The sequence below is a fragment of the Mesorhizobium sp. LSHC420B00 genome (assembly GCF_000503055.1).
Classification (GTDB): domain Bacteria; phylum Pseudomonadota; class Alphaproteobacteria; order Rhizobiales; family Rhizobiaceae; genus Mesorhizobium.
The window spans coordinates 114,126-135,105 of the sequence record NZ_AYVY01000010.1; the positions used below are offsets into that span (position 1 = coordinate 114,126).

A 20,980-nucleotide genomic window follows, 5' to 3' on the forward strand; every position below is an offset into this window, starting at 1 on the left:
TGCGGACCTCGCAGGAGTGGTATTCTCAATGGCATCGACGATTTTGGAGATGCGCGACATCACCAAGACGTTTCCCGGCGTCAAGGCGCTGTCGAACGTCAAGCTCATGGTCGAGGAAGGCGAGATCCATGCCGTGGTCGGCGAGAACGGCGCCGGCAAGTCGACGCTGATGAAGGTGCTGTCGGGTGTGTATCCGTCCGGCACCTATGACGGCCAGATCATCTATCGCGGCGATGAGTGCCATTTCAAAGGCATCCATGACAGCGAGCGCAAGGGCATCGTCATCATCCACCAGGAGCTTGCGCTGGTGCCGATGCTGTCTATCGCCGAAAACATATTTCTCGGCAACGAGCAGGCCAAATACGGCGTCATCGACTGGAATGCCAACGAGACGCGCACCAGCGCCCTGCTCAAGAAGGTCGGCCTCAAGGAAGACCCCAACACGCTGATCACCAATATCGGCGTCGGCAAGCAGCAGCTGGTCGAGATCGCCAAGGCGCTCAGCAAAGAAGTGAAGCTGCTCATTCTGGACGAGCCGACGGCGAGCCTGTCCGAAAAGGACAGCCAGGCGCTGCTCGATCTGCTGCTCGAATTCAAGCGGCAGGGCATCACTTCGATCCTGATCTCCCACAAGCTCAACGAGGTGAACCGGGTCGCCGACAAGGTCACGATCATCCGTGACGGCCGGACCATCGAGACGTTGGCCAAGAAGGACATCTCGGAGGACCGCATCATCACCTCGATGGTCGGCCGTTCGCTCGACGACCGCTACCCGCCGCGAGAGCCGAAGATCGGTGAGACCGTTCTCGAAGTGAAAAACTGGTCGGTCTACCATCCCATCCATGCCGAGCGGCAGGTCATCAAGGGCATCAACCTCAACGCCCGCAAGGGCGAGGTGGTCGGCATTGCCGGGCTGATGGGCGCCGGCCGGACCGAGTTTGCCATGAGCCTGTTCGGCCGGTCCTATGGCCGTCGCATCACGGGCGAGGTGTTCCTTAACGGCAAGCCGATCGATGTCTCTTCGGTGAGCAAGGCGGTGGAACACGGCATCGCCTATGTTACGGAGGACCGCAAGACCTACGGTCTCAACTTGATCGACCATATCAAGCATAACATCACGCTGGCCAACCTGCCCGGCGTCTCGCGCCATGGCGTTATCGACGATTTGCGCGAGCTTTCCGTCGCCAACGATTATCGCGGCAGGACCAATATCCGCGCCTCAAGCGTCTACCAGATGACCGGCAACCTTTCTGGCGGCAATCAGCAGAAGGTGGTGCTGTCGAAATGGCTGTTCGCCAATCCGGAAGTGCTGATCCTCGACGAGCCGACACGCGGTATCGATGTCGGCGCCAAATATGAAATCTATACGATCATCGCGCGTCTCGCCTCCGAGGGTAAGGCAATCATCGTCATCTCGTCGGAAATGCCCGAACTGCTCGGCATCACCGACCGCATCTACGTCATGAACGAAGGACGCATCGTCGGCGAAATGGCGGCGAGCGACGCCAGCCAGGAAAAGATCATGCGCGCCATCGTCCGTGGAGAAGGGAAAGCATCATGAGCACCGAAAGCGCTCCCGGGCCGCAAACCGGCGTCGCCCAGGATATACAACAGGCACCTCGCATTGCCGTCTCGGCGCTGGTCACCAATCTGCGCGAATACGGGTTGGTGCTGGCGTTGATCGCAATCATGGTGTTCTTCCAGTTCACCACGTCCGGAACGCTGTTCAAGCCGGTGAACCTCAGCAATCTCGTGCAGCAGAACAGCTTCATCATCGTGATGGCGCTGGGCATGCTTCTGGTGATCGTTTCGGGCCATATCGATCTCAGCGTCGGCTCAGTCGCCGGCTTCATCGGCGCACTGGCGGCGATGATGATGGTTATCTGGCCGCTTGGCCCATTGAGCAATCCGCTGGTGGTGTCGATCATCTGCCTGATCGTGGGTGGCGCGATCGGCGCGGCACAAGGCTACTGGATTGCCTATCACCGAATACCGAGCTTTATCGTCACGTTGGCGGGCATGCTGATCTTCCGCGGCATCTGTCAGGCGCTGCTGGGTGGCGGGTCTTCCGTGGGGCCGCTTCCAGTCGGCTTCAAGGCGCTGAGTTCCGGCTTCATTCCGGACCTGATCGGCCCATTGACGCTGATACCACCGACCGTGAACGCCGCCGGCAAAACCATTGTCGGCAGCGGCCTGACGCTGCACCTGACGACTATCGTGATCGGCCTCGCCGCCGTGCTCGCCTATGCCTATTTCGGGCTCAGGGCGCGGCGCACCCGCGAGCGGCATGGCTACGAAGCCGAGCCTTTCTCGCTGTTCGTCGTCAAGACCCTGGTGATCAGCGGGCTGGCACTGTTTCTGGTCTACCAATTCGCCACCTATAGGGGCCTGCCCATCGTTCTCATGGTGATGGGCGTGCTGATAGCGTTGTTCGTCTTCGTTACCAAACGCATGACGATCGGACGCCGCATCTATGCGATGGGCGGCAATGCCAAGGCAGCCCAGCTATCGGGCATCAAGACCGAACGGCTGACGTTGATGGTGTTCATCAACATGGGCGTGCTGTCGGCACTCGGCGGCCTGATTATCGCGGCGCGCCTGGGGCAGGCGGTGCCTGCGGCGGGCCTCGGCAGCGAACTCGACGTCATCGCCGCGGTGTTCATTGGTGGCGCTTCGGCGATGGGCGGCGTCGGCCAGGTCATCGGCGCGGTGGTCGGCGGTTTCATCATGGGCGTCATGAACAACGGCATGTCGATCATGGGCGTCAATGTCGATTGGCAGCAGGTGGTCAAAGGCCTGGTGCTGCTCGGCGCCGTCGTCTTCGACGTCTACAACAAGAACAAGGCTTGAGAGGCAACCAGGAGGCATACAGGTCACATCGCGGCGCTGCCGGGCGGCGCGAAGAAGTCCCCCGAGGGACCTGACCCGCGAGCGCAATCCGGACGAAGAATTTCAACCGCGGCGTGGACAGGGTCCGAGCCGCGCCGGGCAGGGTTTGCCAAGAAGGCAGGCCGCAATTCAGAGAGGGTTACCATGCTGATCTCACAGATCCTCGACGACGCCGAGACGATCCGCGTCGTTGCCCGCAACGGCGGCAAGACCCGCGTCATCAACGGCGCTCGCAGCGTCTATTCGCTGGCGATGGAAGCCGCGCGCACCGGCACCGGGCTTGTCGCCCTGATCGAGCGCAAGGGCTTCGGCGAAACCGTCGATCTCGACGCAGCCTACAAGAAGGGACGGCTGCTGTCGCCGATCAACCATCCCGATCCGGCGCATCTCCATCTCACCGGCACCGGGCTGACGCATCTCGGCTCCGCCGCGACCCGCGATTCCATGCACAAGAAGCTCAGCGATGGCGGCGAGGAACAGCTGACCGATTCCATGAAGATGTTCCGCATGGGGCTGGAGGGCGGCAAGCCGGCGAAGGGCCAGATCGGCGTGCAGCCCGAATGGTTCTACAAGGGCAACGGTACCATGGCAGTGGCGCCCGGCGCGGCGCTCATGTCGCCCGCCTTCGCCCAGGATGCCGGCGAGGAGCCGGAAATCGCCGGAATCTATGTGATCGGCGACGACGGCGCCCCGTTCCGCGTCGGCTTCACGCTGTCGAACGAGTTTTCCGACCACGTCACCGAGCGCGTGAATTATCTCTTCCTCGCCCATTCGAAACTGCGCAACGCCTCGTTCGGGCCGGAGATCCTGATCGGCGACCTGCCGTCCGACATTCGCGGCGCTTCACGCATCCTGCGCCACGGCAAGCTGCTTTGGGAAAAGCCGTTCCTGTCGGGCGAGGCGAACATGTCGCACACCATTGGCAATCTCGAGCATCACCACTTCAAATACTCGGCCTTCCGCCAGCCGGGCGACGTGCATGTGCACATGTTCGGCACGGCGACGCTGTCCTTCGCCGACGGCATCAGGACGGAGGCCGGCGACGTGTTCGAAATCGAGGCGCAGGATTTCGGCCTGCCGCTGCGCAACCCGCTCGAAATCGAGCAGCCGGTGAAGGTGGCGGTGAAGGCGCTTTGAGCCGGCATAGCCGCAAGTAAGGGGAAGCTCAGCGCGCCGCGCGGAAATGCTTGGACAGTTTTAGGCCCTGCGCCTGATAGTTGGAGCCGAGATCGGTGCCGTAGAGTGCCTGCGGCCGTTTCAGCATGTGCTCGTAGACCAGCCGCCCGACGATCTGGCCATGGTCGAGAATGAACGGCACTTCGTGGCTACGCACCTCGAGCACCGCCCGGCTGCCGGTGCCGCCCGACGCCGAATGGCCGAAACCGGGGTCGAAGAAACCGGCATAATGGACGCGAAACTCGCCGACCAACGGATCGAAGGGCGTCATTTCGGCGGCGTAGAGCGGCGGCACATGCACCGCCTCGCGTGACACCAGGATATAGAATTCGTCCGGATCGAGCACCAGCTCGCCGGCACCGCTCTTGTAGAGCGGCTCCCAGAAATGGACGACATCCTGCGCGGCGCGCTTGTCGACGTCGACCAGGCCGGTGTGGTGCTTGCCGCGATAGCCGACCAGCCCGTCCTTGTCACCGTCGAGGTCGATCGACAACGCGATGCCGCCGCCTGAGATGTTGGGCGGCTCGGTGGCGACCAGCATCTCGGCGCGATGCAGGTCGTGCAGTTCGCTTTCCGACAAAAGCGCATTGCCGGTGCGGAACCTGATCTGCGACAGCCGCGAGCCGGTGCGCACGACGATCGGGAAGGTGCGCGGGCTGACCTCCAGATAGAGCGGGCCTTCATAGCCGGCGGCGATCTTGTCGAACTCGTGGCCGCGGTCGGTCATTACCCGAGTGAAGATGTCGAGCCGCCCGGTCGAGCTCTTCGGGTTGGCCGAAGCCGAAATATGCGCGGGCAGCGCCAGGCTTTCGAGCAGTGGCACGATGTAGACGCAGCCGGTTTCGAGCACGGCACCTTCGGCGAGGTTGATCTCGTGCAACTTCAGCCGGTCGAGCTTGTCGACAACTCTGTGGTCGGGGCCGGGCAAGAAGGAAGCACGCACGCGCCAGGCCTTGTCGCCGAGCCTGAGGTCAAGGCTGGCCGGCTGGATCTGGTCGGCATCGAGCGCGCGCGGCGATTTCAGCGCGCCCGTCTGGAACAGCGCGGAAATATCCCGATCGGGAAGAATGCCTGTCTGCCGCAAGGGTCTGGCTCCGTTCGAACACCGGGCGAGGTCTTGTTTCGTCACAGGTCCTTGCCACAAACCGTGGACGCCTTTGGCACCTGCTTGGTACAACCGTCTTAATCATGCCGGCAATTGACGCAAGCGTGGTGCGGGTCTAAAGCTCGTTATCCCGTGGTGATTTGGCCGGTCGGCTTGCAGCCACGTTAAACAAGTCGCTAAAGGACCGTCGGGCCGCAAGGCCATATGGACCGGTTGCGACTTTCGCGACCGGTTTTTTGTTGTTTGGACCATTTTTGGTGTTTGGATAGAATGATGACCAAGAAGCGCGACTGGAAGCCTCAGACCGCACTCGTGCATGCCGGGACGCTGCGTTCCGGCTTCGGCGAGACCTCCGAGGCGATGTATCTCACCCAAGGCTATGTCTACGAGACGGCGCAAGCGGCGGAAGCCCGCTTCAAGGGGGAGGAGCCGGGCTTCATCTATTCGCGCTATGCCAATCCGACGGTCGACATGTTCGAAAAGCGTATGTGCGCGCTGGAAGGCGCCGAGGACGCGCGCGCTACGGCGTCCGGCATGGCGGCGGTGACGGCAGCGCTGCTGTGCAGCGCCAGGGCGGGCGACCATATCGTGGCGGCGCGCGCACTGTTCGGCTCCTGCCGCTGGGTGGTCGAGACGCTGGCGCCGAAATACGGCATCGGGGCAACGCTGGTCGACGGCACCGACGTCGCCAACTGGGAACAGGCGGTCAAGCCGAACACCAAACTGTTCTTCCTGGAAAGCCCGACCAATCCGACGCTGGAGGTGGTAGACATCGCCGCCGTCGCGGCACTTGCCAACTCGATCGGCGCCAGGCTGATCGTTGACAATGTCTTCGCCACGCCCTTGCAGCAAAAACCCTTGCAGCTCGGCGCCCACATCGTCGTCTATTCGGCAACGAAGCATATTGACGGCCAAGGGCGCTGCCTTGGAGGCGTTATCTTGTCGGACAAAAAATGGATCGACGAGAACCTGCATGACTATTTCCGCCACACCGGCCCCAGCCTCTCGCCCTTCAATGCCTGGACCCTGCTGAAAGGCCTGGAGACGCTGCCGCTACGCGTCCGCCAGCAGACGGAAAGTGCCGGCCGCATAGCGGATTTCCTCGCCGAGCGCCCGCAAATCGCCCGTGTCATCTATCCCGGCCGTGCCGACCACCCGCAAGCGGCCGTGGTCAAGAAGCAGATGTCGGGCGGCTCAACGCTGATCTGCCTGGATGTGAAGGGCGGCAAGCAGGCGGCCTTTGCTTTCCAGAACGCGCTCGACATCGTGCTGATTTCCAACAATCTCGGCGACGCCAAGAGCCTGATCACCCATCCGGCGACGACCACACACAAGAACTTGACCGATGAGGCCCGCGCCGAGCTCGGCATCGGGCCGGGCACGCTCAGGCTTTCCGTCGGCCTGGAAGATACCGACGATCTGCTCGAAGATATCGAGCAAGCGCTGAGAGCCGCCGGATAGGGCTGACCGAACAGAGGTGAGCGGGGGGCGCCGATCAGGCGCCGGACGGGGTCTCTTCCAGCTCCGCGACGGCCTTGGTCTGGATGGTCATAACGTTGCCGCGCCAGTCGACGGCGCCGCTCAGCCAGCCGCGCGCCCATATCGCCGGCAGCATGCAGTCGCGAACCATCATCGCCAGGATGGTGCGCAGCGACAGGTGCCATCCTTTGACCCAGGCCAAGGCACATTCCGGCAGGTAGGCCGCGACCAGCACGGCGATGGCGGTTGCCGGCAGGCTGACGCCGGCGTCAGCCGCCGCGATCAGCGCAAGCAGCAGCGGCGGCGCCGCGCCGATCAGGATCTCGGGGGCGAAGAACAGCGCGAAGGTGACGCGGCGCAGCCGCGCCCAACGCGCCTGCCGAGACCAGATCTCGCCAAGCGTGCGCCGGCCGAGCGGCTGTTCGAAGGGCGAAGCGACAAGATTGACGCGAAGTCCGAGCCGGTTGACCAGCTTGGTCGCGGCGGCGTCCTCGGCGATCTCGGCGGCCAGTGCGCGGATGCCGCCATTGGCGTCAAGCATCGGCTTGTTCCACAACATGCTCTTGCCCTGGGCGAAGCCAAGGCCGAGCGCCTCTCCAGCGTACTGCCAGCGTGCCTGCAGTGTGTTGAGAAAGGCGCATTCGACCTCCCCCCAAAACCCTTCAGGCCGCGAGCCGATCGGCGTCGAGCAGACGAGGCCGGTGTCGGGCCGCCATGCCGCCATCAGCTGCTGGACATAATCGCTCGGCATAAGCACGTTGGAATCGGCAAGGATGACCCAGCGATAAAGCGCCGGTTCCCAACCCTTCACGCAATTGTTGAGTTTCGGATTGCCGCTGATGCGGTCGTCGCCGACGAGCAGCCGGGCGCGTATAGCCGGAAAACGCGCCATTGCAGTGGTGATCGACTTGACCACGGGGTCGTCGGCATGGGCGACGCAGAAGATGAGTTCGTAGCGCGGCCAGTCGAGTGAGAAGGCGCGCTCCAGCGTCTCCTCGGTAAACGGCTCGACGCCGCGCGCCGGGACGACGATCGATACCGGTGGCACGGTGGCGGCCGGCGATGCGATCCTAGCTGCTCGCTTCAGCTTCAGCGAAGCTAACAGGATGCTGGCGAGATTTGAAAGAAGGAGAGCTATGGAAAAGAGGGCGGCTGCGAATGTCGGTTCCATCGAGATCTGGTCACTCCAGAAATGCTGGCCGCATGACGGCCGTTTTCAACAATTCGACAGAACACCGAGTCGCCCGGCACAAGCCTGCACACCATCATTGTCATGTGTCACTTAAATGACATTGTTTTTCGGCACCTGCGCTTGAGTCGGGCAAGGAGATGACGCGCATCGTTGATCAAACTGCGCTGAGCGTCGAAAGTTCCGTCTACATTGCTTTGGAGCAGTTCATGTACAGCGCCGTCACCCGCAACATCGAAGTGCAGGTCAGGCCGTTCTATCTGGAGGATCATTCCGACCCGCCGCAAAACCGCTATGTCTGGGGCTACCAGGTGACCATCGACAATCGGTCGGACGAGTTCGTGCAGCTTCTGTCGCGCTACTGGCACATTACCGACGGCACCGGCAAGGTCGAGGAAGTGCGCGGCCCCGGGGTCGTCGGCGAGCAACCCGGACTCAACCCCGGCGACAGCTATCAGTATACGTCTGGATGCCCGCTCTCGACCCCGTCCGGCATCATGGTCGGGCACTACACAATGCGCAACAAGCGGGGCGAGACCTTCGACGTCGCCATCCCCGCCTTCTCACTCGATTTGCCAGGCACGCGGCGCACCGTCAATTGACGTTCACTTTGATTCCTCTTCCCGCCTTGCGGGGCGAGGAACCCAAGTTCTGCGAAGGCAGCCGCACTGACGCTCGTTATTGAGCCGCTGCAAATTCCGCCGGGTCGAAGTCATATTGCTTCGAGCAGAATTCGCAGGCGACGTGAATGCTACCATCCTCGGTGCTGTCTCTGATCTCCTCGGCGGAAAAACCCTCGAGGATGCCGCGGATCTTCTCCCTCGAGCATGAGCACTGGTCGGCGACCGGCACGCCGCCGAAGACGCGGACACCATGCTCGTGGAACAGCCGGTAAAGCAGCCGCTCGGCGCCGATAGTCGGATCGATCAGCTCGGTCGGTTCAATAGTACCAAGCAGCGCCAGCAGTTCCTGCCAGGAATTGTCGGTCGGGTCGTGGATTTCCTCACGCGGATCGCCGTCGCCCCCGGGAAGGTCGGGTACGCGCATGCGTTCCGGCGACTGCGGCAGGAATTGTGCCAGCAGGCCACCGGCGCGCCATTGCTCGCGGGCACCGCCGACGCCGGGCGTCAGAAGCTTGGCCACCGAAAGCCGTAGGTCGGTCGGAATCTGCTCCGATTGGCGGAAATAGGTGCGTGCGGCTTCTTCCAGCGTGACGCCGTCGAGCTGGACGATGCCCTGGTAGCGTTGCGTGTGGGCGCCCTGGTCGATTGTCAGCGCCAGGACGCCGCTGCCGAGCAGCGTCTGCGGCGACGTCTCGCCGGCAGCCGTCAAAGCCTCCAGCCGGTCGGCATCGAAGCGGGCATAGGCGCGCAGCGCGTGCGGCGTGGAGAAATCCGCGACCAGCATATCGACCGGCCCGTCGGTGCGGGTCTGCAGAATGAACTTGCCCTCGAACTTCAACGAAGTTCCGAGCAGGACGGTCAGCACACAGGCTTCGGCCAGTAGTCGTGCCACCGGCTCGGGATACTCGTGGCGGCTGAGAATAGCGTCGAGCATCGGCCCGAGCTGGACGGTACGGCCGCGCACGTCGAGCGGGCCGACCTCAAACGGCACGACATGGTCGTCGCCGGCGTAGCCGAACTCGCCGAGCTTGGGTTGATGTTCAGCCAATTGACGAGTTTCCAACATGACAAAGCTCCGGGGCGCGGCGATGCCGCCCTCCGGGGCGCATGCGACGAGACGCGCTCGATTTGCGTGATGCGCCTGAGATAGGCACCACGAACTCCCGGATCAAGGCGGCCCGGATCAAGCGCCCAGGCACCAGGCCAAAACCGCCTTCTGGGCGTGGAGCCGGTTCTCGGCCTCGTCGAACACCACCGAATGCGGCCCATCGATGACCTCGTCGGTAACCTCCTCACCGCGATGCGCCGGCAGACAGTGCATGAACAGCGCGTCCGGCTTGGCTTTCGCCATCAGGGCCGCGTTGACCTGATAGGGCAAGAAGACATTGTGGCCGCGCGCACGGTGCTCCTGACCCATCGAGACCCAGCAGTCGGTGACGATGCAGTCGGCCTCGTGAACGGCCTCCTCGGGCGAACGAGTGAATTTCAGCTTGCCGCCATTGGCCTTCGACCAGTCGACATGCCTCTGAGCCGGTTCGCTGCCTTCGGGCACGGCGACGTTCAGCTTGAAGCGGAACCGCGCAGAGGCCTCCAGTAAAGAATGCAGGACATTATTGCCGTCGCCGGTCCAGGCGATCGTCTTGCCGGCCACCGGACCGCGGTGCTCTTCGAAGGTCATGATGTCGGCCATCAACTGGCAGGGATGGGTTTCGTCGGTCAGCCCGTTGATGACGGGCACCGTAGCGTTTTCCGTCAGTTCCAGCAGCCGGTCATGCGAGGTGGTGCGGATCATGATGGCATCGACATAGCGCGACAGCACCTTGGCCGTGTCTGCAATAGTCTCGGAACGGCCAAGTTGCATCTCGGTGCCAGTCAGCATGATCGTCTCGCCACCCAACTGCCGCATGCCGACGTCGAACGACACGCGCGTGCGCGTCGAGGGCTTGTCGAAGATCATCGCCAGCACCTTGCCTTCGAGCGGCTTGGTGCGTTCGCCGGCCTTGAGCCTCGCCTTTCGCACAGCTGCGTCGTCGAGCATGAAGCGCAGATCGCCTTCGGAAACGGCGGATAGATCGGTGAAGTGGCGAAGGGACATCAGGAATTCCAGGATTACTTCGCGGCGGCAGCGACGATGGCATCCGCCAGGCTCTTGGCGCCGGCACGAATGCGCTCGAGCCCCTCGTGGATCTCGGCATCGGTGACGGTGAGAGGCGGCAACAGACGGATAACGTTGTCGCCGGCCGGAACCGTCAAGAGATGCTGGTCGCGCAGTGCCACCGTAACCTTGGTGTTGGGCATCGCGCATTTAAGGCCGAGCATCAGGCCGGTGCCCCTGATGCTTTCGATAACGTCCGGAAATTCGTCGGCGACACCGGCCAGCCCCTGTTTCAAGAGCAGCGCCTTGCGCCGGACGTCATCGAGAAAGCCGTCTTCCAGCACCACGTCGAGCACGGCGTTGCCGACCGCCATGGCCAGCGGATTGCCGCCGAAGGTGGTGCCGTGCACGCCGGCGGTCATGCCGGCCGCTGCCTCGTCGGTGGCGAGGCAGGCGCCCATCGGGAAGCCGCCGCCGATGCCCTTGGCCACCGCCATGAGGTCGGGTGTGACACCCGCCCACTCATGCGCGAACAGCTTTCCGGTGCGGCCGACGCCGCATTGGACCTCGTCGAAAATCAAGAGCAGTCCGTGCTGATCGCAGAGCTGCCTGAGCCGCTTCAGCGATTGCGACGGCACTTGCCTGATGCCGCCCTCACCTTGCACCGGCTCGATCAGGATCGCCGCGGTTTCAGGCGTGATCGCCTTTTCGGCGGCGTCGATGTCGTCGAAGCCGACTTGGTCGAAGCCGTCGACCTTGGGGCCGAAACCTTCCAGATATTTGTACTGGCCGCCGGCGGCGATGGTCGCCAGGGTGCGGCCATGGAAGGCGCCTTCGAAGCTGATGGTGCGGAAGCGCTCGGGATGGCCCTTGACGAAGTGATAGCGCCGCGCCGTCTTGATGGCGCATTCAAGCGCCTCTGCGCCGGAATTGGTGAAGAACACCTTGTCGGCGAAGCTGGCGTCGGCCAGCCGCTCGCCGAGCCGGCTCTGTCCCGGAATCTCGTACAGATTGGAGACGTGCCAGAGCTTGGCGGCCTGTTCAGTGAGGGCCGCGACCAGATGCGGATGGCTGTAGCCCAATGAATTCACGGCGATGCCGCCTGCGAAATCGAGATATCGCTCGCCCTTGTCGGTGACCAGCCAGGTGCCTTCACCGTGGTCGAAAGCCAGGGGTGCGCGAACAAAGGTCTCGAAAAGCGCCGAACCGCTCATTATATGCGTCTCCGGAACCGGAAAATCAAAAAGCCGCCAAAGCGGCGGCCCTTGTGGCTTATCGTGTTTTTCGGCCGTGAAGTCAACGAAAAGGTCGCGCAAGGACGTGCGGCAAGCCCCCCAGCACAATGCCGGCTCATAAGCGACCGGGCAAGTTGGGGAAAACCGAAAAAACCGATTCGTGTTGGCCTTGGGACTCTTGTCACCGAGTCAGCGCATAAGGTAATTGTAGTAGAGAAATAACTAGATTTCGTGCGGCGGACCTAATCACCCGATATATGTGGTGTCTGCCCGGCAGAAGCCGGGTCGGGAATGGATTCCGATTGCCGCACTTTTCAGCAGGAGCGCGGTCTCATGAACTGGACTGACGAGCGAGTCGAACTTCTCAGAAAATTGTGGTCGGAGGGTCTCAGCGCCAGCCAGATCGCCGCACAGCTTGGTGGGGTCAGCCGCAATGCGGTCATCGGCAAAGTGCACCGGCTGAAACTGTCCGGCCGCGGACGCACAACCGCATCACCGGCACGCCAGAAGAAGACGGTACAGGGATCGACGATCCAGAAATCGGTGTCGCGGGCAGCAAGCGCCACGCGCCATGCCACCACGTCGATGTCGATCGGTGCGACCGCGCTCAAGGCGCAGTTCGATGCCGAACCGGTGTCGCGCCACTATATCCGCCCGGTCGAAAACGTCGTCGTGCCGATCTCCCGGCATCTGCAACTCGTCGAGCTGAACGAGCGCACCTGCAAGTGGCCGAATGGCGATCCGCTTTCGGAAGACTTCCATTTCTGCGGCAACGACGCCGCCGAAACCGGACCCTACTGCAAGTACCACGCCCGGGTGGCGTTCCAGCCGGCGTCGGAGCGGCGGCGGAGCAGGTGAATGGTGGCGGCTTGAGCCTGGCGTAAGAAGCAAGGCTCCCATTTAGCCCTATTCACTATTCACCTCTCTTCAAAGCCACCCATTCTTGCGAAACCGCCAGTAAAGAAACGTGCAGATCAGGGCGATTGCCGCCAGTACGGCCGGGTAGCCATATTCCATCCTCAGTTCCGGCATGTCGCTGAAATTCATGCCGTAGATGCCGGCGAATGCTGTCGGCACGGCCAAGATGGCGGCCCATGAGGCAAGCTTCTTGGAGATCGCCGTCTCCTGACTCTGGCCGACCAGAAGGCTCGCCTCGAAGGCGAAGGCGAGAACCTCACGCAGGCTGTCGATCTTTTCCTGGACCGTGCGGATGTGGTCGGTGACGTCGCGAAACAGCGGGTGCATGGCTGTATGGATTTGCGGCAGATCGGCGCTGGTCAGCCGCCGGCAGACCTCCACCAGCGGCAGGGCCGCATTACGCAGGCGCAAGAGATCGCGGCGCAGCATGTAAAGCCGCTCGATGTCGGAGCCGGTCATCGGCTTCAGCAGAACCTTGTCCTCGATCGCCTCGACCTCGTTTTCGATCTGCTCGAGCACCGGCATGTAGTTGTCGACGATGAAATCGAGAATGGCGTAGAGGACGAAATCCTCGCCCTTGGCGAGGGAATGCGGACAGCTTTCCCAGTGCTGGCGAACGGCGGCGTAGGAGGTCGACGGGCCATGCCTGACGCTGACAATGTAGCCAGCGCCGACGAACAGATGCGTCTCGCCGAAGGTGACACGGCTGTCGATCAGCTGCGCCGTGCGGGCAACGATGAACAGGGCATCACCATATTGCTCGATCTTCGGCCGTTGGTGCGGATGCTCGGCGTCCTCGATCGCCAACTCGTGCAGATGGAATTGCGCCTGGACGCGCAGCAATAAATTGCGGTCGGGCTCCAGCAGTCCGATCCAGACGACATGGCCCGGCTTCCCGGCCCATTCGCCGGCTTCCTCGATCGGTATGTCGGCGATGCGCCGCCCAGCCGTATAGACGCCGCAAGCGATTATGCCCGACATCGGCGGCGCGGGAGCAAACTCGCGGACATATTCCATCCCAGCCTCCTGAAGGCAGGCTTTCATCGCGGAACTGAGAAGTCGGCGCGTCGAAAGCTTAGCGCAATTTGCTCTCAGGTGGCGAATCCGAAATTCGCATTAGTGTCGAGCAGCAGGGGAGCTGCTTTTCGGATTTGAGAGCCACTCCACCAAGTGGCAACTCTAGCGGCCACCACGTTTTGTTTCGAGAACTCACTTCGCAGGCAGCGTTGCGGGAAGAATTATCTTATCCGTCTTGTCGCCCTTCGGGCGATCGGCCGGCATCTGATCGCCGGTGACGATATAGTAGATCGTCTCGGCGATGTTGGTGGCGTGGTCGCCGATGCGCTCGATGTTCTTGGCGCAAAACAGGAGATGCGTGCAGGGCGTGATGTTGCGTGGGTCTTCCATCATGTAGGTCAACAACTCGCGAAACAGCGAGGTGTACATGGCATCGATCTGGTCGTCGCGGTCGCGCACGAAACCGATTTTCTCCACCGACCGCGACGCGTAGACGTCGAGCACTTCCTTGAGCTGGGTCAGTGCCAGATTGGCCAAAGCCTCGAGGCCGCGGAACAGGCTGTTCGGCTGGCGCCCGTCGGCGACGGCAACCACCCGCTTGGCGATGTTCTTGCCGAGGTCGCCCACCCGTTCGAGGTCCGCCGAGATGCGGATCGCGCCGACGATCTCGCGCAGATCCGTCGCCATCGGCTGGCGCTTGGCGATGATGATGATCGCCTTGTCGTCGATCTCACGCTGCCCCTCATCCAGAACCAGGTCGTCTCGAATGACTTTCTGGGCGAGCCCCGGATTCGCATTGACCAGCGCCGCTACTGCCTGCTCGACCATGCGCTCGGCATGCCCGCCCATCGCCGCGATGCGCTTCGACAGATATTTCAGCTCCTCGTCATAGGCGCTGACGATGTGCACGGACTGCATGGACGAATGCCTTCCCGGATCTTCTGGTTGAGTCGTTCGCTCGAATCCCCGCTGATACGCTAGCCGGATGACAGAAAAAAGAAACGGCCCATCATGTGGTAGATAGTACGGCGTCAGCGAGCCGGCAAATGGACCGTGAACGCCGCGCCCTTGCCGACCTCCGACCTGATGGAGAGTCTGGCGTTGTGGCGGGTTAGGATATGCTTGACGATGGACAGGCCAAGGCCGGTGCCCTTTTGGGTCCGGCTGTTCTCGACATCGACGCGGTAGAAGCGCTCGGTGATGCGCGGGATATGTTCTTCGGGGATGCCGGGGCCGAAATCCCTGATGGTGACGTCGATGCCCGGCTCGGGATCGCTGTCGCCGCGCGTAATCGACACCACGACGCGTCCACCGGACTGACCGTATTTGCAGGCGTTTTCTAGCAGGTTTTCAAAAACCTGGAAAAGCTCGTCGCGATCGCCGGGCACGTCGAGCGGCCCTTGCGCGAAATCCCGCTCGATGACGACGCCGTTTTCCTTGGCCAGCGGCCCAAGCGAATCGATGACGCTGTCGATGGCCTGGCGCAGATCGACCTCGGTTCCCGGCTTGAGATAGGGCTTCATCTCCAGGCGTGACAGCGACAGAAGGTCGTCGATGAGGCGCGCCATGCGGCTGGTCTGGTTCTGCATGATCTGCAGGAACTGCTCGCGTGCCGCGGGGTCGTTGCGGGCCGGCCCGCGCAGCGTCTCGATGAAGCCAGCGATCGAGGCGAGAGGCGTGCGCAACTCGTGGCTGGCATTGGCAATGAAGTCGGCGCGCATTCTGTCGATCCGGCGCGCCTCGCTCTGGTCCTTGAACACCAGCACGTAGAGATCCGTGGCGTGGCCGACAGAAGACGCGCTCACCCGATAAGCTCGTTCGACCGGCAGCTTCTCGATGTAGTCGACGCTGTCCGAAGCGACGTTGCCCGACAAGATATTATCCAGCAAGGCCTGCATTTCCGGCGCGCGGAATTTCAGCGACAGCGATACGCCGGGGGCAATCCCACCAAAGGCTGCAAAGGCGGCGGCGTTGGCATGGACGACGGCGGCGGAGCGATCGAAAATGATCAGCGGATCGGCAACCGCCGCCGCGAGATATTCGCCGGAAAGCCGTTGCAGGCCGCTCGCCTCGATGGCCGCGGCATTTTCGGTCGATTGATGCGCGACGCCGGCCGGCAGCATCGCAGCGGCAACCAGCACGGCGCCTGCCAGCAGCACCACATAGCCGGATATGCCGGCAAAACCATAGACCATCAGAACTGCAACGAAGCCGGCCGCCAGCAGCCAGCGGCTGTTCCACAGCCGCATGGCGACGGCTTGCGCCCTGCCTTTCCGCTCTGTGCCGATGTCGGCCATTTGCGCTCCGTCGCCTGCGCTCCGTCTGCGGCCACCTCAAGAACTTCCTGCTGGACCGGCATGGAGGCTCCCAATAGCATGAGTCCGGAAGCTGGAAAGGTTCGTCTCGATGAAAAACGCCAAGGAAGGCCCCGCTACAGGTTCGTCGGGGCCGTTGAAGATCATGATCGACGGCAAGGAGCGGGAGTTCGACATCGAGGCCCCCACTCTTCCGGACTGGGTCGAGGACCGCAAGCTGACCGCCGGCGGCTATCCCTACGACAAGAAGATGAAGAGCGAGGGGTATGACGAGAGGCTCGAGCAGCTGCAGATCGAGCTGGTCAAGGCGCAGGCGTGGCTACAGTCGACGGGCAAGCGGGTGATGTCGCTGTTCGAGGGACGCGACGCCGCCGGCAAGGGCGGCACGATCTTCGTTTTGCGCCAGTATCTGAACCCTCGGACGGCGCGCAACGTGGCGCTGACCAAGCCAACAGCCACTGAGCTTGGACAATGGTACTTCCAGCGCTACGTCGACCACTTCCCGACGTCGGGCGAATTCGTCACCTTTGACCGCTCCTGGTACAACCGCGCCGGCGTTGAACCGGTGATGGGATTCTGCACGCCCGCGCAGCACGAGCAATTTCTGGACGAGGTTCCGCATTTCGAGCGGATGATCCGCAACGAGGGCATCTATTTCTTCAAATTCTGGCTGAACATCGGCAGGGAAACGCAGCTTGAGCGATTCCATGACCGTCGCTGGAGCCCGCTGAAGAGCTGGAAGTTTTCGCCGATCGACATCGCCGGCATCACCAAATGGGACGACTACACCAAGGCGCGCGACCTGATGGTCGAACGCACGCACAAGGAGTTCGCGCCCTGGATCATTGTGCGGGCGAACGACAAACGGCGCGCACGGCTGGCGGTCATGCAGCGCATTCTCCTGTCACTTCCCTATGACGGCCGTGACCTCGACGTCATCGGCAAGGAGGACAAGAAGATCATCGGCGAAGGGCCGACTTTCCTCGAAAAATAAGCTCACCTCATCGATTAACGGCTCTCATGCCGCCATCCGGGCAATCCGCTGCAGCCGCTTCAGCGTGGTGTCGTCCTGCAACGCCTGCTGGAAAAGCGAGATCTCCTGGTCGATGCGGTCGCAGAGCGCGCCGGTGTCCCCCCTAAGCAGGTCGCGCGTCTGCAGCAGTGCCGCGACTGGCTTCTTGGCGAGCTGCCTGGCTCTGGCCAACGTGGCTTCCTCGACACTGACGTCCGTCACGATCTCGCCGACAAGGCCGAGCTGCCTGGCATCTTCGGCGGCGAGCGTGTCGCCGAGGCAGAAGAAGCGGAACGCACCGGCATAGCCGAGCTTCTGCGGCGCCAGGATGCTGGTCGCCGCGTCCGGCACCAGGCCGAAATCGACGAACGGCACCCGGAACGTGCTCTTGCTCGAGGCGATCACCATGTCGCAGTGGAACAGGATGGTGCAGCCGACGCCGACGGCGTCGCCGTCGACACAGGCAAGCACCGGTTTCGGGAACGTCGCCAGCGTGCGGAACATATCGGTGACGGCGGCGATCAATCGCCGATGTTTGGTGGCATCGAGAAATTCGGAGAAATCGGCACCGAGGCAAAAGCACCCGGCCAGGCCGCGCAGGACCACGACGCGGACGTCGTCATCGACAGCGGCTTCATGGAATGTCCTGGCCAGGCTTTCGTAGGCCCGCCTGTCCAGCACCGGGCGGCCGTCACCCGACGATACGGTGACGATCAGCGTGTGATTGCGGAATTCTGTTTTTGAGTGAACGTTCATGGCCCTCTCCAATCTTACGAGGCGCGTCTCTGTCCGAGCATGTCCGGGTACCCTCTGGCCAGCACCGGCGCAAAGTGATTGCGGCGCGATCGCACCACGTCGAGCGTGTGCTCGTTGAAGGTGAGCAGTGTGGCAACGACCTGCTGGTTGCCATAGGTCCGCTGATAGCCGAGCGGCGTTGCCAGGAAATGCAGTTGCAGCGCGCGAAGCACCCACATCGGCTCGAATTCGATGATCACCTGGTTGACGTTGCGCTTCAGACCCCACTCGACGAAGCCGGCGATCAGTTCGGTGCCCACCGTCGACACGCCGCGCCGGCCGTCGCGGAATCCCGGCGCAACCGCATAGCGGGTCAGTTCATAGACATTCGGCCCCGACGGTGGGGTTCCCTCATAAAGGTCCGCCAGCACATCGGTTAGAAGATGTGCCCGGGTCGTCGGCAACATACGCTGGTAACCGGCGAGCTCGCCATTGCGGATGACGATCTGGTGCACTGCCTCGTCGTGGTCGAATTGATCGATCTCGAGGCCATCGGGGCGCTGCAGATCGGTCCATCCCATCTCCTCGACGAAAATCTTGTAACGCAAGCGATGAACTGCCTCCCAAAGGCCTGGGCGTTCCATCAATTCCTGGGTGGTGAGGGAAAAAAGCATTTGCCGTCTCCTAGGTTCAATAGGAAAATACGGCCGTGCTCCCCCGAGAAAATTACGCGATCACGTAGGCAAGAATTTCTAGGCCGGCGCGGCCGACCTAGTTAATATAGCCGCGCCTTATCGCTTCCGCGACGGCTTGGACCCGGTTGACGGCACCGAGTTTGCTTTTGGCGTTAAGAAGGTGTTTCTCTGACGTGTGTTCCGAAATGCCGAGAATTTGGGAAATCTCCCATTCGGACTTGCCAACGGCGGCCCATTGCAGGCATTCGCGCTCACGCGGCGTCAATTCGACATGGTCGATGGTTTTGCCCGCCATGGTGTGGAGCTGCATGGCGCGGCCAATCGCATAAGTCGAGACCAACGAGACCAACCCGAACTCGGCGCCCGACAATTCGACAGCCTCGCCGCCCAGCGACACCATGACGATCTGGCCATCGAGCGTGATCAGCGGGAAGGCCAACCCGTCGCGCAGCTTGAATTCACCGGCGTCGCCCATCACCTCGCCGCCGCTCTTGCCGATGCGGATGCCCTGAGACGCTTCCCGCCACTGGAACGGCGCCTGAAGCTGCTTCATGTGGCTGACGACGGGATCGTGATCGACGTAGTTGCGCGCGACGTAGCGCTCAAGCCATTCAGCCGGCCAGTCGCAAAGCAGCACATGATTCTTTTGCTGATTTCTCGGCGTTCCAGGTTGCGGAACCGTCCCGGCCATCAGCGCCGTCAGCCCGAACCCGCTTGTTACCCCCAGCAGCTTTTCGCAGACGGCGGCCGCTGTGCCGGCGTGCTGCAACTGATCTATCAACTCCAGGGTACGATCGAAATGACCCATCGCAACATCTACCCCATGTTGCCTTCCGCACTTGAGACCAATGGCAGTGATCAACCCGCACTACGCCATCAACCCCGGACTGCAAAGCTGCTCCCTCTGTATGCCCCACCGCTCCTCTTGAGCCGGCATCATACAGTCACTTGCAAACTCACTAAACAATATCCCTAAATTGCCATGATGAAACCAAAAACCGTTGTGCCTGAGTTATTTTCGTACAAGAACCTGTGTTATTTCGTACGAAAGCCGGGGCAAGACTGGACGGAGTCGTCGCGTGGCGTTTCGGTGCATATCCATTTCATTGATCTCGATGCTGATCGGAGTGCAATCGCTTGCGGGTGCTGCGCGCGCTGCGGAGCCGCAGGTGCCGGTGTTTTGGGACGCCAAGGTGCGGCTGCCAAAGCCGGACCTTTCGATGCTGCCGCGGCTGCGATTCCTGACCACCACCGATTTCCCGCCCTTCAACTTTCTCGACGGGGCAGGCCGACTGTCCGGCTTCCATGTGGACCTGGCGCGCGCCATCTGCGCCGAGCTCGGCATTGCCGAAAAATGCCAGATCCAGGCGCTGCCCTGGGCCGAGCTCGAAGGCGCGCTGCGGAAAGGCGAAGGCGAAGCGATCATTGCCGGAATCGCCGCCACGCCGGAATCGCGGTCGAAATACGCGTTTTCACGCTCCTACCTGCGATTTCCGGCACGCTTCGTCGTGCCGAAGACACAGGCGCTGACGGAACCAATGTTCGACAAGCTGCGCAGCAAGCGTGTCGGCGTGATCGCCGGCTCCGGGCATGAGCGGATGTTGCGCGATTATTTCGGCGACGTCCAAATCGTCCCCTTCGCAAAGCCGGAGGAGCTTTATGGCGAGCTGAAAGCCGGCAAGATCGACGCCGCCTTCGGCGATGGCATGCGTTTTGCGTTCTGGCTCGGCGGTTCGGATGCGGCGGGCTGCTGCCGCTTTGCCGGCGGCCCCTATCTGGCGCCCGAATATCTCGGCTCGGGCATGGCGATCGCCACCAGGGCCGACGATCCGGCCCTGGCCGCCGCTTTCGACTATGCGCTGCAGGAAATTTCGGTGAAAGGCACGTTCGCCGAGTTCTATCTGCGCTATTTTCCGGTCAGCTTTTTCTGAGCTTGGCTGCTGGCTCAGGTCAGCGTGCGAAGGCGGGCCTTGGCGGCACGCGCGATGGCGGCGACCGTCAGCGCATCGAGGTCGAGTTCCCGGCGGACGAGCTGCAGCACGCGCACCTCCTCCAGTCGCATTTCGAGATCGACGGCCGCGACCTCGAAGGCAGCGGCATAGGCGGTGTCACGCAGGCGGTCGGGCAGCGCCTCGGCGACGCGCGCCAGGACGCCCTCCAGCCCGTCCTTTTCTTGCAGCATTTTCTGGCAGGCCTGGGCGACCTCGACCAGCCGCTCCTGATTGAAATCCTCAAACACCGGCCAGGATCGAACGACGTCGCCGATCCGCGCCAGTTCGACATCGGTCATGTCGCGGTCTGACGCCGAGGTGATGACCATCAGGTAGATCATGGCTTCGTGTGGCGACAATGGCATTTACAACTCCTTGAGACGGGTCCCGAAGTTAGGAACGAGGGACCGGCGCCGCAAGGAAAAAGAGCCGCGATCGTTGACGCTCCGGTCAGGCCCTGAAGCCTGATCCATACCGACTAAATGGGACGGGGCTCATATCTTCTT

General features: G+C 62.3%; 20 protein-coding genes and 1 riboswitch. Of the genes, 8 read left to right on the forward strand and 12 right to left on the reverse strand.

Annotated features, from left to right (window positions below; translation table 11 throughout):
- Nucleotides 1-28 precede the first annotated feature (28 nt).
- The 3 genes from mmsA (at nt 29) to araD1 (ending at nt 4,026) form a co-directional block, all read left to right on the forward strand.
- On the forward strand, nt 29-1,561 hold the full coding sequence (gene mmsA / locus X760_RS56025) for a multiple monosaccharide ABC transporter ATP-binding protein (protein ID WP_023719487.1): 1,533 nt from the start codon (nt 29-31) through the stop codon (nt 1,559-1,561).
- On the forward strand, nt 1,558-2,850 hold the full coding sequence (mmsB, locus tag X760_RS56030; RefSeq protein WP_023719488.1) for a multiple monosaccharide ABC transporter permease: 1,293 nt from the start codon (nt 1,558-1,560) through the stop codon (nt 2,848-2,850). The genes mmsA and mmsB overlap by 4 nt, the downstream gene beginning before the upstream one ends.
- 183 nt (nt 2,851-3,033) lie before the next feature.
- Nucleotides 3,034-4,026 (forward strand): AraD1 family protein, encoded by a 993-nt coding sequence (gene araD1, locus X760_RS56035; RefSeq protein ID WP_023719489.1) that lies wholly within the window; start codon nt 3,034-3,036, stop codon nt 4,024-4,026.
- A gap of 28 nt (nt 4,027-4,054) precedes the next feature.
- Here araD1 and X760_RS56040 read toward each other — a convergent pair whose 3' ends face one another.
- Entirely contained in the window at nt 4,055-5,149 is a 1,095-nt protein-coding gene (locus X760_RS56040) for a 2'-deoxycytidine 5'-triphosphate deaminase (RefSeq protein ID WP_023719490.1), read from the reverse strand.
- Nucleotides 5,150-5,292: 143 nt separating this feature from the next.
- A riboswitch (SAM riboswitch) is annotated at nt 5,293-5,370 on the forward strand.
- A 70-nt stretch (nt 5,371-5,440) separates the two neighbouring features.
- Here X760_RS56040 and X760_RS56045 point away from each other — a divergent pair.
- Nucleotides 5,441-6,631 carry an O-succinylhomoserine sulfhydrylase gene (locus X760_RS56045; RefSeq protein WP_031194169.1) on the forward strand — a complete coding sequence of 397 codons (1,191 nt, stop codon included), beginning with the start codon at nt 5,441-5,443 and terminating at the stop codon, nt 6,629-6,631.
- 34 nt (nt 6,632-6,665) lie between these two features.
- Here the strand turns inward: X760_RS56045 and X760_RS56050 are convergent, their stop codons facing one another.
- The gene (locus tag X760_RS56050; protein ID WP_023719492.1) at nt 6,666-7,820 is read right to left on the reverse strand and encodes a ceramide glucosyltransferase; all 1,155 of its coding nucleotides are present in this window, start codon (nt 7,818-7,820) and stop codon (nt 6,666-6,668) included.
- Between the two features lie 227 nt (nt 7,821-8,047).
- On the opposite strand from X760_RS56050, the gene apaG reads away from it, so the two are divergent.
- The gene (apaG, locus tag X760_RS56055) at nt 8,048-8,440 is read left to right on the forward strand and encodes a Co2+/Mg2+ efflux protein ApaG (protein ID WP_023719493.1); all 393 of its coding nucleotides are present in this window, start codon (nt 8,048-8,050) and stop codon (nt 8,438-8,440) included.
- 76 nt (nt 8,441-8,516) lie between these two features.
- Here the strand turns inward: apaG and X760_RS56060 are convergent, their stop codons facing one another.
- From X760_RS56060 to X760_RS56070, 3 genes are all read right to left on the reverse strand, one after another.
- A complete protein-coding gene (locus X760_RS56060) occupies nt 8,517-9,527 on the reverse strand; it encodes an Hsp33 family molecular chaperone (RefSeq protein WP_023719494.1) in 1,011 nt (336 codons plus the stop codon).
- A gap of 117 nt (nt 9,528-9,644) precedes the next feature.
- A complete protein-coding gene (argF, locus tag X760_RS56065) occupies nt 9,645-10,556 on the reverse strand; it encodes an ornithine carbamoyltransferase (protein WP_031194171.1) in 912 nt (303 codons plus the stop codon).
- Between the two features lie 14 nt (nt 10,557-10,570).
- Nucleotides 10,571-11,770: an aspartate aminotransferase family protein gene (locus X760_RS56070; protein ID WP_023719496.1), complete on the reverse strand. Its 1,200-nt coding sequence runs from the start codon at nt 11,768-11,770 to the stop codon at nt 10,571-10,573.
- 354 nt (nt 11,771-12,124) lie between these two features.
- Here X760_RS56070 and X760_RS56075 point away from each other — a divergent pair, with 354 nt between their 5' ends.
- Complete coding sequence (locus X760_RS56075; protein ID WP_023719497.1) at nt 12,125-12,649, forward strand: GcrA family cell cycle regulator; 525 nt, start codon at nt 12,125-12,127, stop codon at nt 12,647-12,649.
- Nucleotides 12,650-12,718: 69 nt separating this feature from the next.
- On the opposite strand, the gene X760_RS56080 is transcribed toward X760_RS56075, so the two are convergent.
- The 3 genes from X760_RS56080 to X760_RS56090 all read right to left on the reverse strand — a co-directional run bounded on the left by X760_RS56080 (nt 12,719) and on the right by X760_RS56090 (nt 16,023).
- Nucleotides 12,719-13,726 carry a magnesium and cobalt transport protein CorA gene (locus X760_RS56080; RefSeq protein WP_023677347.1) on the reverse strand — a complete coding sequence of 336 codons (1,008 nt, stop codon included), beginning with the start codon at nt 13,724-13,726 and terminating at the stop codon, nt 12,719-12,721.
- A gap of 192 nt (nt 13,727-13,918) precedes the next feature.
- Nucleotides 13,919-14,644: a phosphate signaling complex protein PhoU gene (phoU, locus tag X760_RS56085; protein WP_023719498.1), complete on the reverse strand. Its 726-nt coding sequence runs from the start codon at nt 14,642-14,644 to the stop codon at nt 13,919-13,921.
- A 113-nt stretch (nt 14,645-14,757) separates the two neighbouring features.
- Entirely contained in the window at nt 14,758-16,023 is a 1,266-nt protein-coding gene (locus X760_RS56090; RefSeq protein WP_023719499.1) for an ATP-binding protein, read from the reverse strand.
- Between the two features lie 109 nt (nt 16,024-16,132).
- Between X760_RS56090 and ppk2 the strand changes: the two genes are divergently transcribed.
- Nucleotides 16,133-17,035, forward strand: coding sequence for a polyphosphate kinase 2 (ppk2, locus tag X760_RS56095; RefSeq protein ID WP_023719500.1), 903 nt, complete (start codon nt 16,133-16,135; stop codon nt 17,033-17,035).
- A 24-nt stretch (nt 17,036-17,059) separates the two neighbouring features.
- Here ppk2 and X760_RS56100 read toward each other — a convergent pair whose 3' ends face one another.
- The 3 genes from X760_RS56100 to X760_RS56110 form a co-directional block, all read right to left on the reverse strand.
- Nucleotides 17,060-17,809, reverse strand: coding sequence for an enoyl-CoA hydratase-related protein (locus X760_RS56100; protein ID WP_023719501.1), 750 nt, complete (start codon nt 17,807-17,809; stop codon nt 17,060-17,062).
- Between the two features lie 14 nt (nt 17,810-17,823).
- Nucleotides 17,824-18,462: an acyl-homoserine-lactone synthase gene (locus X760_RS56105; RefSeq protein WP_023719502.1), complete on the reverse strand. Its 639-nt coding sequence runs from the start codon at nt 18,460-18,462 to the stop codon at nt 17,824-17,826.
- A 97-nt stretch (nt 18,463-18,559) separates the two neighbouring features.
- Entirely contained in the window at nt 18,560-19,291 is a 732-nt protein-coding gene (locus X760_RS56110; protein WP_023719503.1) for a LuxR family transcriptional regulator, read from the reverse strand.
- 271 nt (nt 19,292-19,562) lie between these two features.
- Between X760_RS56110 and X760_RS56115 the strand changes: the two genes are divergently transcribed.
- Nucleotides 19,563-20,414, forward strand: a complete 852-nt coding sequence (locus tag X760_RS56115; protein WP_023719504.1) for a transporter substrate-binding domain-containing protein — start codon at nt 19,563-19,565, stop codon at nt 20,412-20,414.
- Between the two features lie 14 nt (nt 20,415-20,428).
- Here the strand turns inward: X760_RS56115 and X760_RS56120 are convergent, their stop codons facing one another.
- Nucleotides 20,429-20,839, reverse strand: coding sequence for a tellurite resistance TerB family protein (locus X760_RS56120; RefSeq protein ID WP_023719505.1), 411 nt, complete (start codon nt 20,837-20,839; stop codon nt 20,429-20,431).
- Between the last annotated feature and the right edge of the window lie 141 nt (nt 20,840-20,980).

Bases quoted from the DNA above. Each gene is read 5' to 3' on its own strand.
- mmsA (WP_023719487.1), top strand. From the start codon at position 29: ATGGCATCGACGATTTTGGAGATGCGCGACATCACCAAGACGTTTCCC.
- mmsB (WP_023719488.1), top strand. From the start codon at position 1,558: ATGAGCACCGAAAGCGCTCCCGGGCCGCAAACCGGCGTCGCCCAGGAT.
- araD1 (WP_023719489.1), top strand. From the start codon at position 3,034: ATGCTGATCTCACAGATCCTCGACGACGCCGAGACGATCCGCGTCGTT.
- X760_RS56045 (WP_031194169.1), top strand. From the start codon at position 5,441: ATGATGACCAAGAAGCGCGACTGGAAGCCTCAGACCGCACTCGTGCAT.
- X760_RS56050 (WP_023719492.1), bottom strand. From the start codon at position 7,820: ATGGAACCGACATTCGCAGCCGCCCTCTTTTCCATAGCTCTCCTTCTT.
- apaG (WP_023719493.1), top strand. From the start codon at position 8,048: ATGTACAGCGCCGTCACCCGCAACATCGAAGTGCAGGTCAGGCCGTTC.
- X760_RS56060 (WP_023719494.1), bottom strand. From the start codon at position 9,527: ATGTTGGAAACTCGTCAATTGGCTGAACATCAACCCAAGCTCGGCGAG.
- argF (WP_031194171.1), bottom strand. From the start codon at position 10,556: ATGTCCCTTCGCCACTTCACCGATCTATCCGCCGTTTCCGAAGGCGAT.
- X760_RS56070 (WP_023719496.1), bottom strand. From the start codon at position 11,770: ATGAGCGGTTCGGCGCTTTTCGAGACCTTTGTTCGCGCACCCCTGGCT.
- X760_RS56075 (WP_023719497.1), top strand. From the start codon at position 12,125: ATGAACTGGACTGACGAGCGAGTCGAACTTCTCAGAAAATTGTGGTCG.
- X760_RS56080 (WP_023677347.1), bottom strand. From the start codon at position 13,726: ATGGAATATGTCCGCGAGTTTGCTCCCGCGCCGCCGATGTCGGGCATA.
- phoU (WP_023719498.1), bottom strand. From the start codon at position 14,644: ATGCAGTCCGTGCACATCGTCAGCGCCTATGACGAGGAGCTGAAATAT.
- X760_RS56090 (WP_023719499.1), bottom strand. From the start codon at position 16,023: ATGGCCGACATCGGCACAGAGCGGAAAGGCAGGGCGCAAGCCGTCGCC.
- ppk2 (WP_023719500.1), top strand. From the start codon at position 16,133: ATGAAAAACGCCAAGGAAGGCCCCGCTACAGGTTCGTCGGGGCCGTTG.
- X760_RS56100 (WP_023719501.1), bottom strand. From the start codon at position 17,809: ATGAACGTTCACTCAAAAACAGAATTCCGCAATCACACGCTGATCGTC.
- X760_RS56105 (WP_023719502.1), bottom strand. From the start codon at position 18,462: ATGCTTTTTTCCCTCACCACCCAGGAATTGATGGAACGCCCAGGCCTT.
- X760_RS56110 (WP_023719503.1), bottom strand. From the start codon at position 19,291: ATGGGTCATTTCGATCGTACCCTGGAGTTGATAGATCAGTTGCAGCAC.
- X760_RS56120 (WP_023719505.1), bottom strand. From the start codon at position 20,839: ATGCCATTGTCGCCACACGAAGCCATGATCTACCTGATGGTCATCACC.